Here is a 13,537-nt window from a genome sequence, read left to right on the forward strand (position 1 = left end):
CTCCGGCGTCATCCGGACGCTGGGGAGTTCACCGCGAACAGCGAAAGGAGAGGCAGTGGACCACCAGTGGCCCTGGGACACGCCAGCCATGGGCGGCGCGGCCAGGACGATCCCGGCTGTGCTCCGCGCCCGGGCGCGCGAGAGCACCCACACCGCCTCGCGGATCTGCGGCCCGTCGGCCGGCAGCACCTTGTGTGACCCGGACCGCGGAAGCCGGTGCGGTGCGGAACGGGACCTTCAGGCGCAGGTCCACCCCGGTGCCGTCCGCCCGCCCGTGGCGGGCCGAGGGATGGCCGCCCGGTGAGCGATTACGGAGACGGACAGCAGTTGCGCCCCGACCCGATGGACGGCCTCCGGGGCGACTTCACCGCCTTCTTCAAGGAGGCGCAGTACGGCTACCTCGGCTATGCGTACCAGTGGCTGCGCCACCGTCAGGACGCCGAGGACGTGGTGCAGATAGCCGGGATGAAGATCCATGCGAAATGGGACGAGTTCCAGTCGCACCCCAACTTCCGGGCCCTGTGCCTGCGCGTCCTGCGGGACGCCATCAAGGACCACATCCGCTCGCGTAACCGGGCGACCCGCCGCGAACGGGCCGCCGCCGCGGAAGCCGGGCTCCACCAGTCCTGCGTCGACCAGATTCTGCACCTGGGCACCTTCGACGCCCTGGACCGCGCCATGGACGAACTGGCCCGCCGGGAGCCGGTACAGGCGGACTGCGTCCGGCTCCGCGTGGCGCAGCTGAGCTATGAGGAGATCGCCGAGACCCTCGGCATCACCCCGGGCACGGCGCGCACCTACTACTCCCGCGGCCGCCAGCTCGCCAAGGAACTCGCGGCCTCCTATCTCCGGAACGATCAGGAAGGAGAACCGTCGTGACCATCGAAGACATTCTGCAGGCCGAAGCCGATGAGGTGGGAAGCGTACTGGCCGACCACGACCCGGAAGCCTTCACGCGCAGACTGGCCGAGCGGATCGCCGAGGCCGAGCGGCAGACACCACCCCCGGCACGACCGCGGCCCGGTCCCGGCGCACCCCGGCCGGGCCCGGCCGCTGCCCAGACGTCCGCGGCCCCGGCCCGTGCCGAGCGCCACGGCGGGCCCGGAGGAACTGCGCCGGCACCTGCACACCCTGTGTGAGTCGGTGCTGCGTGGGGGACACATGGGGCGGCTGGAGAAGTTCGCCCGGGACTACGATGCGGCCGGCGCCCGGACCTTCGCGTGCCTGCTCTACTCCATCAACCGGCGTGAGGCGGCGGTCTTCTGGTGGCGGTTCGCCGCCGGCGCCGAGGACCAGCTCTCCGCGCACTGCCTGGCGATCCACCACGCGGCCGACGACAACCTCATCGACGCGCGCCTGTGGCGCACCATCGCCACCGCCCTGGGCTACTCACCGCGCCGGCATCTGCCCAACCCGGCTCCCGGCGCCCCGCTCCCGGACCCCGGCTGGCTGCTGGCGCGTTCCGGGCCCGAGCTCCAGCAGTTCGCCGAGCCGCAGGCCCCGTTGTCCGTGGGGTGTGCGGGGCGCTGACGCCGCCAGGCAGACGAACCCGGCCCTCCCCGGAAGCCCGTTTGGCGAGCCGCGGCCCGGGGGGGCCGGCACGGACCACCCACCACCGATCAAGGAGACGCCCATGAAGGATCATGCGGAGGCCCGGCAGGCCCCACCGCGTGTTCCCGCGGAGCCACGGCGCCCGTGGCTCAGGAAGTACGCCCGCTTCACCGCCGCCCATGCCATCGAGGGGGTGGCCGGGGCCGTCATCTCCGCTCTGCTGCTGTACCTGACCCAGCGGTAGACGGGACCGGCCCCGGGCGCCGTGTCTGCCGCCGGTCCCGAGCGGGCCGGCGGCTCCGGCCGCGGTTAGTGGCTCCGCCGCCGGGGATGGTTTCCCCGTACCCAGTCGTCCCGGGGCAGGGCCACGACGGACAGGAGGCCGGATGACAACCGAACCGATGGGGACCGTTGAACTGGCGGCAATGGGCGAGGACTTCGTCCGCGACCCCTTCGAGGTGTACGCGCGGCTGCGCGAGCGAGGCCCGGTGCATCGCGTACGCCTCCCGGAGGGCACGGTCGTCTGGCTGGTCGTCGGCTACGACGAGGTACGCGCGACGCTCAGCGACCCCCGGCTGTCGAAGGAGTGGCGGCATGCCTCGTCCGCGCAGCCGATGCAGCCGGTGTCCAGCGGCGTGTCGATGCTCCGCTCCAACGCGCCGCAACACACCCGGCTGCGCGGCCTGGTGGCCCGTGCCTTCACCGCACGCCGGGTGGCGTCCCTCGCACCGCGCGTCCAGGAGCTGACCGATGAGCTTCTGGCGGGGATGCTCGCCGCCCCCGACGACCGCGCCGATCTCGTCGAGGCGCTGGCCTTCCCGCTCCCGATCACCGTCATCTGCGAGTTATTGGGTGTGCCCTTCCTGGAGCGGGACACCTTCCGCACCTGGACCGACATCCTGATGGTCGGCGCCCCCACACCGCGGACCAAGGAAGTCCTCACGGCCATGACCGGCTACCTCGACGACCTGGTGGAGACCAAGCGCGCGCACCCCGGCGACGATCTGCTGAGCGATCTGATCGCGGTGAGCGACGGGGACGGCGACCGGCTCAGCCACGAAGAACTCCTGGGCATGGCCCAGCTGTTGCTGATCGCCGGCTACGAGACCACCGGCAATCTCATCGCCAACGGCGTGCTGGCGCTGCTCACCCACCCGGAGCAACTCGCCGCGCTGCGCGCCGATCTGTCCCTCATCGACGGCGCGGTCGAGGAGATGCTGCGCTACGACGGACCGCTGGAGACCGCCACCTTCCGCTTCACCCTCGACCCGGTCGACATCGCCGGCACGGTGATCCCCGGTGGCGGCGAGGTCGTGCTCCCCGTGATCGCCGACTCCGGACGCGACCCCCTCCGCTTCGACGACCCCGACCGCTTCGACATCACCCGCGACGCCCGCGGCCATGTCGCCTTCGGCCACGGCATCCACTTCTGCCTGGGTGCCCCGCTCGCCCGCCTGGAGGCCCGGATCGCGGTGCGCACCCTCCTGGAACGCTGTCCGAAGCTGGAGTTGGACGCCCACCCGGCCGACCTGCGCTGGCGGCTGGGCGCATTGCTCCGCGGCCCACGGCATCTCCCGGTCCGCTGGTCGTGACGGCCCCGGCGCGGCCCGTCGACGGTGCCGCGGGCCGCACCGGTCCGACGCGCCGGACCACAACGGGGCGCCCTGGCCCGACGACCGCGGGCCAGGGCCGCGCCACGGCCGGGGGCATGGCGGGGAGCCAATTGGCCCAGCCCCTGATCCGCCGGACGGGCGGCCGTCACCCTCCGGGGCGAGCCTGATTGCCGTCGTGCCGGGGGAAACGCACAAGGTGATCGCGGAGAACCGATACGGCGCGCTGCCCGCCGGATACCGACGTTCTCCCGTTCCGTATCACCGAACCGCGTGCGAGGGAGAAACGTATGACCAAGGCTCAGCCCGCAAGGGACGGAACCATGGCGGCCGGGGTGGCCGGTGGCCCGGACCGAATGCGGGAATACCGTCCCGGAGCGATGGCCGACCTTCGGCGTACGGGAATCAATCCGAATTTCTGGTATCCGGTCGCGGTATCCGGAAGTGTGCCGAAGAACAAGACCTTCGCCACCGCCTTCGCGGGGGAGCGGATCGTGCTCTATCGCGGCGCGAGCGGCACGGTCTTCGCGTTGGAGGACCGGTGCGCCCACCGCCAGGTACCGCTGAGCCTGGGTGTCGTGGAAGGCGAGCTGCTGCGCTGCTGCTACCACGCGTGGGCCTATCGCGGGAACGGCCGGATCTCGCAGATCCCGTATCTCCCCAAGGGGGTGGACCGGCCGCCGCGCGGGGTGCGCTCCTATCCGGTCCGCGAATTGTACGGTCTGGTGTTCGTCTTCCCGGGTGATCCGGAGAAAGCGGCCACGACCCCGCTGCCCGAGCTTCCGGAATACGATTCCGCCAAGCACAAGACCATGGTGTTCTCGCGCACGGTGCGTTGCCACTACTCGTTCATGCACGAAAATCTGCTGGATATGAACCACCAGTTCCTGCACCGCGGTGTCCTCGGCAAGATCCAGCCCAAGCTCCTCGGATACGACACCGGTCCGGAATTCGTGGAGGCCCGTTATCTGTTCACGTCTGCCGGTGGGAAGAAGGACCGCGGCGCCGGACTGCTGTCCGGTGAGGGCTTCGGCGGCGGCGAGTCGCCCGACGTCATCACCGTCCGCACCGAGTACCCGTATCAGACCCTCCAAGCGGTTCCCGAGAAGTCCGACCTCCCGTCCTTCTCGCTCTGGGCCGCTTACGTACCGGAGGACGCGGAGCAGCGCACCAACCACGCCTATGGCCTGCTCATGATCGCGAAGCCGCCGATCCCGGGAGCCCTGCATCTGGCCTGGCCGCTCATCCGGCGCTTCACCGAGCGGGTGTTCGCCGAGGACCGGATGGCGGTCGAGGCCGAGCAGCGGGCCTGGGACGAGCAGGGCGAGGACTGGAACCAGGAGGTCTTCCCGCTGATCCTCGATGTCCGTGACGTGCTGCGCACCAACGGGGTCCCGATCCGTCCCGAATCCGCTCTCTGCGGCGCCGCCGCGCTGTGCGACGGCTCGCCGCGGGCCGACGCCGCATCGGGGACCGGCGCGCACCGGCCGGGCTGACCGGCCGGGCGTGCGGTGGCCGGTGGCCGGGCTCGCGCAGCTGCCGTCTGACCGCAATCACCGCAGGTCAGGCGCCCTCCGTCGGTGACGTTCGGTGGGTGCGCGGGTGCAGCCGGTGGTGGGCCGACGGTGGGCGGGGGATCGTGGCAAGGTGGTGGGTGAGGTGCCTCCCTCGCCCATCCCCCGATTCCGATGTGGAGGCTCGCATGGACGACAAGGAGTTCTTCCGGGCAGTGGCGGACCGCGCGAGGCTCTCGCGGCAGGAAGGGGCCGATCTCACCCGCGCCACGCTCGAAACGCTGGCCCTGCGTCTGAGCGACGGCGAAGCCCGCGATCTGGCCCTCGAACTTCCCGAGCCGCTGCGTGTCTCGCTGAAGCGGGAGCGGCGGGAGATGGAGATCTTCGGGCCGGACGAGTCGATCCGCAGGGTGCGAGCGCGCACCGGCCTGTCCGCGTCGGAAGCCGACCGCGGTGTACGGGCGGTCCTCGGCACGCTCCAAGAGGTCATCTCCCGCAAGGAGTTCGAGCACGCCATGTCGCAACTCGGCAAGGAGTATGCGCAGTTGGTGGAGGCTGCGCGCTGACGGCCGGCTCCAAGGCCCGCGCGTGGCGAGTGGGCCGCAGTATCGGCCGGCCCGCCACCGGCTGAGGGGTGAGGGCGGACGGCCGGCCGTTCGGCGTGGCTCCCGAGTGGGCGCACCGGATCGGTCCCACCTGATCCGCCTGCCCTGTCGTTCCGCTTGAAGGTGTTCCTCGCACACACCTTGTGGCCCGCGTCACTGTCTGGCTAAGCTCCGGCACGATTCGGACACATTTCCTCCGTAAGTTGACCTATTGGTGTGGTTGATCTTCATGGTCTGCCCACATGTGTGAGGTGGCTTCGCATGGAACGGTCAACGGAATCCCCGGCAGGCGGCGCACCTTACGACTTACCGCGCATCTCCTCCCGGCCCGTGACGGCGGACGGCCCGACACGCGGCCGCACCAGCGGCCGTACGCACCACCCGGCACGGACCACGTACGGCGCTGCCCACCGCGGCACCGCGCGACCGGCCCCGGGCCGCCCCTGATGACCGGGACCGCGCCGGCGGTGGCACCGGCCGCACCGCTGCCCCATGTCCGCCGCGATATCCGGCTGTTCTGGTGGGCGGGCACCTGCGACGCCCTGGGCAGCCAGACATCCGGGCTGGTCCTGCCGCTGCTGCTGCTGACCCTCGGCCGGTCACCCGCCGAGGTCGGGGCCCTCGCCGGACTCTCCGCGGTCGCGACGCTGCTGCTCGGCCCGTTCGCCGCCGTCCCCGCCGACCGCGGGGCGCGCAAGCAGCTGATGGTGGGCTCCGCACTGGTCTCCGCCGCCGCGATGGCCGGGGTCACCGTCGCCGTCGCGGCGGGCCCGGTCCCGTTGGCCGTGCTCATCGCCGCCGTGCTCGTCGAGCGGTGCGCGACTTCCTGCTACGAGGCCGCGGCGCTCGGCACCGTCGCCCTGGTGTGCCCGCCCGGGGAGCACCGGCGCGTCCTGTCCCGATTACAGGCGGGGGAGGGAGGCGCCCTCGTGCTCGGGCCCGCACTGGGCGGGTTGCTCTTCCACGCCGAGCGCTGGCTGCCGTTCCTCGCGGACGCCCTCTCCTACGCCGTCGCGGCGGGCTGTATCGGCGCCATGCGCGCGCCCCTCGTTCCGCCCCGTGAGCAGAAGTCACCGGCCGGAGCGGTACGCCGAGGGCTGCGGTCCCGGGCCGCCGAAGCAGCGGCCGGACTGGCGCTGATCCGCCGCGAACCCTTCCTGCGGCTCGCGCTCCTGTGGATCTCGGCCGTCAACGCCCTGCTCGTCGCGCTGTATTACACGACGGTGTTCGCCCTTCAGCACGACGGCCGGGGCGCGGCACCGCTGGGCCTGGTCCTCGCGCTCGCCGGGGCGGCCGGTCTGGCCGGAGCGCTCGCCGCACCCCGGATCGCCGGCCGGCGCTCCGCGGGCCGGGTGCTGGTGACGGTCTCCTGGCTGATGGTGCCGCCCGCCGCTGCCCTCGCGATGGCCCGCGACGCCTGGCACTTCGGCCTGCTCTTCGGTCTGCTGTGTCTGCTGACGCCGGTGGCCACCGTGGCGCTACAGGCCCGGATCATCCAGGTCGTCCCACCCGGACTCCAGGCCCGCACCGGGACCGTGCTGGCCACCGTGTCGGGTGCGACCGCCGCCGTGGCGCCCGCCCTGGCCGGGCTGTCCGCCGACCGGGCCGGGGCCGCCGTCACCCTCATGGGCTGCGCCGCGCTGCTGGCCGTGCTCGCGCTCCACACGACCTGCGTGGCACCGGCCCGCACCCGCCGCGCCGATTCGGAGCCCGCATGAGCACGACCACGGCACACCTCACCGCACTGCCGTCGGCCGACACCGGCTTCCGGGTCTACCACCCGGCGCTGCCCGAGGTCTGTCCACGTGACCCGGCGCGGATGGCGCTGGCCGCGGACGCCGACGGCCGCTGCGAGATCTTCACCTGGAACGCCGTCACCGGCACCGCGCGCCAGGTCACCGACAGCCCGCACGGCACCCTGCACTGCGCCCTCGACGCCGAGGCCCGGGTGTGGTGGTTCGCGGAGGACCGCCACGGCCACGGACTGTGGTACTTCCAGGACTTCGAGGGCGGAGCGCGGCAGCCGGGCCTGACCGGCCTGTCGCCGGGCCGCCCGCACGGCCTCGCCGTCAGCGACGCCGGGACCGTGGCCCTCGGCCTCGGGGACGGCAGCGGAATGACCGTCCACCTTGGGAGGCCGGGCGGTCCGGCCCGGCAGGTGTGGACCGTCGACGGGCCGGCCCTGCTGACGGGCATCTCGCCCTCGGGCGGGCTGCTGGCCCTGTCCGGGGCGGCCGGCTCCGACCGGGCGGTCACGCTCGTGACCTGCTCAGGGGCGGTGCTCGACCAACTCTCCGGACACCACGGCCGGCTCTGGGCGCTCGGCTTCGCACCGTCCCCGGCAGGCACCGAACTGCTGCTGGTCCAGGAGCACGACGACCGCTACCGGCTGGCGACATGGCGGCCCGGCAGCGGACTGCTGCCCCAGGACTGGTGCTGCTTCGACACCGAGATCACCGCGCGCTGGTACCCCGCGGGACGCCGCGTCCTCATCCGCCAGGACCGCCACGGCCGTTCCACCCTCGCCGCGGCCGACCTCGACCGGCGCACCCTGACCCCGGTACCGTCCCCGCCCGGCACCCTGCTCGACGCCGCCCCGCACCCGGGCGACGATGTGCACTACCTCTGGACCGACAGCGCCACCCCGCCCCGGATGTGCTCCACCGCCGGCACCCGGCTCCCGGAGCTCGCCACCCTGCCGACCCCAGCGCCCGGCCGGCACCGTGAACTGTGGACGCCCGGCCCGGACGGGCCCGTGCACACCCTGCTCAGCGAACCGGAACCGGTCACCGGCCGTCGGCCCCCGCTGGTCTTCCTGGTGCACGGCGGCCCCGCCGACCACGACCGTGACGCCTACGACCCGGAGGTGCACTCCCTGGTCGCTTCCGGGTTCGCCGTCGCCCGGGTCAACTACCGCGGCTCCACCGGCTACGGCCCCCGCTGGCGCGCCGCGTACGGCGCGGGCGTCGGGCTCACCCAGGTCGCCGACCTCGTCGCGGTCCGCGGCGATCTGCTCCGCCGCGGCCTGGCCCGCGCGGACGCGATCGGCCTGTGGGGCACCTCCTGGGGCGGCTATCTGGCCCTGCTCGCGCTCGGCACCCGGCCGGACCTCTGGCAGGCGGGCGTCGCCGTCAAACCCGTCGCCGACTGCGCGGCGGCGTACCGCACCGGCACCCCCGCCCTGCGGGCCCTGGACGAGCGGCTGTTCGGCGGCACGCCGGACACCGTGCCCGAGCGCTACGCCCGGAGCTCACCCCTCCACTACGCCGCCGACGTCCGTGCCCCGCTGCTGGTGATCGCCGCCACCCTCGACACCAAATGCCCGCCTGGCCAGGTACGGAGCTACCTCGGCGCACTGCGGCGGGCCGGGGCGGCACACGAGTCGATGTGGCTGGAGACCGGCCACGACGGCTACACCGGCGCCCACCACGTGGCCGTACTGCACCGCGCGCTGAGCTTCCTGGACCAGCAGCTGCGCCGCGCTCCCGCGGCCCACCGAACCCCCCGTCCCCCGGTGGACGGGGTCTCCGGAGGCACCGGCCCGTCCGGCGCCCCCGGAGCGTAAGAACCGTTCCGCAACCGGCAGAAGAGGAGAAGCAGCCATGCAGAAGGACATCATCCACAACGACCCGCTCGCGGGTGACGAGGAGAACCGCAGACCGAGCATCGGCGTCACGGTGACCGTCCCGTTCCGTAACGCCGAGGACACCGAGGAGGACTGACCCTCCCCGGCCGGCCCGGTGGCACACCGGGCCGGCCGGACCGCCGCACCTCACCGGCCGGCCGCCGGCCACCTCCCACCCCACCGTCGTACGAGGAGCCGCCATGCGCGTCCTGCTGGTCAACATGCCCTGGTCCCCGATCGACCTGCCGTCCCTCGCCCTCGGCATCCTGAGACGAAGCGTCGACGAGCGAACCTCCGGCCGGGCCGATGTCCTGCACGCGAACCTGGAGTTCACCGACTGGATCACCCGGCGGACCGAGTTCACCGCGGACGACTACCAGTACTACGCACTCTCCTCCTACTTCATGGGATGCGGCGACTGGGTGTTCTCCTCCGCCCTCTATGACGACCCCGAGTGGCGGGTGCCGGAGTTCACCGCTTCGATGCGCGGCAAACTGCGTGACGAGCGGTTGCAGATGTCCAAGGAACTGCACCGTGTGGTACCGCAGTTCGTGCAGGAGATCGCCGAGCGGATCGTCGCGGCCGGCCCCGACGTCGTCGGCTTCACCTCCACCTTCCAGCAGAACACCGCCGCGCTCGCCGCCGCCAAGTACGTCAAACGCCTCGCCCCGCACATCAGAACCGTCATGGGCGGCGCCAACTGCGACGCCGAGCAGGGCCACGCCACCCACCGCAACTTCCCGTTCGTGGACTTCGTGGTGCGCGGCGAGGGCGAGGCCGCCTTCCCCCAGCTGCTCACCGCGCTCGACGAGGGCGGCGACCTGTCCGCCGTCCCCGGACTGTGCCACCGCGACGCCGACGGCGAAAGCGTCGCGAACCCGATGAGCACCAGACCGCTGCCGCCCGCGACCATCCTGCCGCCCGACTACAGCGGCTACTTCGAGCGACTGGCGTCCTCCGTCGCCCGCAACTGGGTGGAGCCCAAACTCGTCGTCGAGGGGGCCCGCGGCTGCTGGTGGGGGGAGAAGCACCACTGCACCTTCTGCGGACTCAACGGCTCCTTCATGCAGTTCCGCAGCAAGAGCCCCGAGACCTTCTACGAAGAGATCATGGACCTGGCCCGCCGGCACCGGGTGCTGGACATGTACCTCGTCGACAACATCCTCGACATGGGCTACCTCACCACCGTCCTGCCCCGCATCATCGACAGCGGCTACGACCTGCGGATGCACATCGAGATCAAGGCCAATATGCGCCGGCCCCAGCTGCGCACCCTCGCCCAGGCCGGAATGATCTACGTCCAGCCGGGCATCGAGAGCCTCAACAGCCGGGTGCTGGACCTGATGGACAAGGGCGTCAGCGGCTGCCAGAACGTCCGCATGCTCCGGGACGGAGCCGAGACCGGGCTCTCCGTCTCCTGGAACTACCTCCACGGCTTCCCCGGGGAGAGCGCCACGGACTACGAGCCCGTCATCGCCCAGATACCGGCCCTGGAACACCTCGACCCGCCGGTCGACCTCTCCGCCCGTATCGCCATCGAACGCTTCAGCCCGTACTTCAACCGTCCCGAACTCGGCTTCACCGGTCTGCGCCCCGAGGAGCACTACCGGTTCACCTACGACCTGCCCGAATCCGAACTCCTCGATATGGCCTACGTCTTCGAGGCGCCCGAACGCGGCATCACCAAGCCCACCGTCACCGCGCTCAACGACGCCCTCGCCGCCTGGAAGAAGCACCACGCGGACAGCAGACTCACCCATGCGGACCTCGGCGACCGCATCGTGCTCGTCAGCCGCCGGCGCGCCTTCGACTGGGGCGCCCTGGAACTCACCGCACCCACCGAGATCGCCGCCTTCCGGCTGCTCGACCAGCCGCACGCCCCCGCCGCCCTGACCCGCAAGCTCGCCGCCCGGCTCCCCGAGCACACCGTCGACGAGGCCGCCGTGCACGCCCTCCTCCAGCACTGGGTGACGCTCGGGCTGGTCTTCACCGACGGCGGCCAGTACGTCCACCTGGCACCTGCCGCCGTCAACGAGGACCTGCTGCGCCTCGACTTCATGCGCCACACCCACGCCGCGGCAGCCCGGCCGGAACGGCCCGACGACGACGCCCGAGCCCTCGTCGCCCACGTCTGATCCCCGCCCGGCCCGTAGCAGGACTCTTATGCCCCGCAGGAGAACGCCATGATCAGCACCGCCGCCCCATCCTCCCGAGCGCTGACCCTCCACGCCTGGCGCGACTACGACAAGGACGCCTGCGCCCTGCCGGGCATGAGCCTGGGCGCGCTCGACCTGACCGCGCCGCCGGACGATCAGGCCGCCCGGCTGTGGGAACTCGGGGCCCGCCGGGTGGAGTTCACCGGGGAGATCGATCTGACCGCGGTCGACGACCCCGCCGACGCCGCCCAGGCCGTCCGGAGCCTGTGCCTGATCCGCGATCTGACCGCCCGTGCCGTCATGGTGCAGTGGCAGCTGCGGCTGCCCCCGGAGCCCGACGACGGCTGGCGCGACCTCAGCCACCTCCAGCCGCCCCATACCCTCACCGGCCCCGCCGACCCCGCGGCCGCGCTGGCCGAGTGGCGCAACGGGCACTACCTCTGCAAGTGCCTGTGGCGCCAGGGCCCCGGCTTCGTCCAGATCCGCGACCGCCGCTGGGGCGAACTGCGCCGCTTCACCGCCGAGGAGCCCGAATACCAGCAGGCGATCGCCCAGCTCTCCTACGGGGCACCGCTCCGCGACGTGCCCCCGGCCATCGCCGCCGACTTCCTGGCGGAGCGCCTGGTCTTCCGCACGGGGCCCCTGCTGTGGTGGCTCCCGTACCGGGTGAACCGGTGGATCCAGGAGGCGATGGCCGTCTGAGGACCGCGGGGGAGCGCCGGCGCATGCGCAGCTCCGGTCTGCGCATGCGGCATGTATCCGCCGTATGTCTCGTGGGATGCTGCCGAGGTCCGATGTCGGTCCTGAGACAGCACGGGGGTACGGATGGCTGTCCGGTTCGCTCCGCTCGACGACGACGATCCGACCCGGGTGGCCGGATACGACTTACGCGCACGGCTCGGCGCGGGCGGCATGGGGCGGGTGTACCTCGCCTTCAGCCCTGGTGGCCGGGCGCTCGCGGTGAAGGTCGTTCGGCCCGACTACGCCCAGGACGAGGAGTTCCGGCGCCGCTTCCGGAAGGAGATCGACGCCGCCCAGCGCGTCCAGGGCCTCTACACTGCACCGGTCGTCGACGCCGACAGCGAGGCGAAGCTGCCCTGGCTGGCCACCGCCTATGTGCCCGGCCCCACCTTGCACCAGGCCGTCACCGAGCACGGTCCGCTGCCGCTGCTCACGGTCTTCCGGCTGCTGGCGGGCGTCGCCGAGGGCCTCACCGCGATCCACGGCTGCGAACTGATCCACCGCGACCTCAAACCGGCCAACATCCTCCTCGCCGAGGACGGCCCCCGCGTCATCGACTTCGGCATCGCCCACGCCGCCGACGCCACCACGCTCACCAGCACCCACATCCGCGTCGGCACACCCGCGTTCATGGCCCCGGAACAGATCCGCGGGCGCTCCGCCACCCCGGCCACGGATGTCTTCGCGCTCGGCAACCTCGCCGTATTCGCCGCCACCGGACGTACCGCCTTCGGCGAGGGCAATCCCGACGCCCTCTTCTACCGGATCCTCAACGAGGCCCCGGAGCTGGACGATTGTCCGCCCACACTGCGCGCGGTCGTCGAGCGGTGCCTTGCCCGGGACCCCGGGGAGCGGCCCGCCGTCAGCGAGATCATGGAGTACGCCAGGAAGCAGACGACCGGTCAGACGCTGGCCCTCGCCGGTTCCTGGCTCCCCGAGGCCGTGGAGAGGTCCCTGGCCGGGTACGACACCAAGGCGTATGTGCCGCCCAAGACCAAGAAGGCCGGCCAGGGCGACACGGCGCCCCGCACCGCCGAGACCGAGAAGAAGGACACGGCTGGCGGCAAGGCCGGTACCAAGACGGGGGGAGGGGCCGGCGTCAAGCCGCCGGCCGGTGGCGGGGGAAGCTCGTCCGGCGGGGGAAGCTCGTCCGGTGGCGCGCTCGCCGTGGTTGGACTGCTCGCCGCGGTGGCGTTCTTCGTCATCGGCCCGGACAAGGTCATCGGCGCGATCGGCGACGAGCTCAAGGAATCGCCGTCCCCCTCATCGACGTACTCCACACCGTCGTACACCTCGTCGCCGGACGTGAACGCGCAGGCGACCGGTCTGACCGGCGGCAGCGACACCTCGACCCCGGAGCCGACGGAGGAAGCGACCCCCGACGGCTGTGCGCGGGGCAATCAGGTCTTCCGCAGCAACCTCGATATGTACGACAAGGCGAGCGCCGCCTCCCTGAGCTCGCTGGCCTCCAGCCTCGACTCAGCGGCGAGCGACGCGGGCGACTCGGAGGTGGCCTCGGCGCTCCGCGACCTCGCCGACGACGCGCGGGCGCTGAGTGACGCGGCATCACGGTTCGACGCCGCGCTCAACCGCCGCGACAGCTCACAGGCCGAGACCTACAAGGACGCGTTCAGCTCGGCGCGCCAGGAGTGGGAGGACGACGCCGAGACCTTCAAGTCCGTGTGCTCCTAGACCGCGTCCGCTTCAGGGTGGGCCCGCACGATCCGTGCGGGCC

General features: G+C 72.1%; 11 protein-coding genes. All 11 read left to right on the top strand.

What is annotated here, in order from left to right:
* Nucleotides 1-300: 300 nt before the first annotated feature.
* Nucleotides 301-879, top strand: a complete 579-nt coding sequence (locus TU31_RS23425; RefSeq protein WP_158894626.1) for an RNA polymerase sigma factor — start codon at nt 301-303, stop codon at nt 877-879.
* A 201-nt stretch (nt 880-1,080) separates the two neighbouring features.
* Nucleotides 1,081-1,530 carry a hypothetical protein gene (locus TU31_RS23430; protein ID WP_245698651.1) on the top strand — a complete coding sequence of 150 codons (450 nt, stop codon included), beginning with the start codon at nt 1,081-1,083 and terminating at the stop codon, nt 1,528-1,530.
* A gap of 103 nt (nt 1,531-1,633) precedes the next feature.
* Nucleotides 1,634-1,795, top strand: coding sequence for a hypothetical protein (locus tag TU31_RS38755; RefSeq protein WP_158894629.1), 162 nt, complete (start codon nt 1,634-1,636; stop codon nt 1,793-1,795).
* Between the two features lie 157 nt (nt 1,796-1,952).
* The gene (locus TU31_RS23435) at nt 1,953-3,143 is read left to right on the top strand and encodes a cytochrome P450 family protein (RefSeq protein ID WP_042158848.1); all 1,191 of its coding nucleotides are present in this window, start codon (nt 1,953-1,955) and stop codon (nt 3,141-3,143) included.
* Between the two features lie 308 nt (nt 3,144-3,451).
* Nucleotides 3,452-4,657, top strand: a complete 1,206-nt coding sequence (locus TU31_RS23440; protein ID WP_370682757.1) for a Rieske 2Fe-2S domain-containing protein — start codon at nt 3,452-3,454, stop codon at nt 4,655-4,657.
* A gap of 206 nt (nt 4,658-4,863) precedes the next feature.
* Nucleotides 4,864-5,241 carry a DUF2267 domain-containing protein gene (locus TU31_RS23445; RefSeq protein ID WP_042158023.1) on the top strand — a complete coding sequence of 126 codons (378 nt, stop codon included), beginning with the start codon at nt 4,864-4,866 and terminating at the stop codon, nt 5,239-5,241.
* A gap of 485 nt (nt 5,242-5,726) precedes the next feature.
* Nucleotides 5,727-6,998, top strand: a complete 1,272-nt coding sequence (locus tag TU31_RS23450) for an MFS transporter (protein ID WP_042158024.1) — start codon at nt 5,727-5,729, stop codon at nt 6,996-6,998.
* Entirely contained in the window at nt 6,995-8,845 is a 1,851-nt protein-coding gene (locus TU31_RS23455) for a S9 family peptidase (RefSeq protein ID WP_042158027.1), read from the top strand. The genes TU31_RS23450 and TU31_RS23455 overlap by 4 nt, the downstream gene beginning before the upstream one ends.
* A 260-nt stretch (nt 8,846-9,105) precedes the next feature.
* A complete protein-coding gene (locus tag TU31_RS23460; protein ID WP_042158028.1) occupies nt 9,106-11,040 on the top strand; it encodes a RiPP maturation radical SAM C-methyltransferase in 1,935 nt (644 codons plus the stop codon).
* 48 nt (nt 11,041-11,088) lie between these two features.
* Entirely contained in the window at nt 11,089-11,763 is a 675-nt protein-coding gene (locus TU31_RS23465; protein WP_078885919.1) for a DUF5825 family protein, read from the top strand.
* A 123-nt stretch (nt 11,764-11,886) separates the two neighbouring features.
* On the top strand, nt 11,887-13,494 hold the full coding sequence (locus tag TU31_RS40460; protein ID WP_052719021.1) for a serine/threonine-protein kinase: 1,608 nt from the start codon (nt 11,887-11,889) through the stop codon (nt 13,492-13,494).
* Nucleotides 13,495-13,537 lie beyond the last annotated feature (43 nt).

Source organism: Streptomyces lydicamycinicus (assembly GCF_000829715.2).
Lineage (GTDB): Bacteria > Actinomycetota > Actinomycetes > Streptomycetales > Streptomycetaceae > Streptomyces > Streptomyces lydicamycinicus.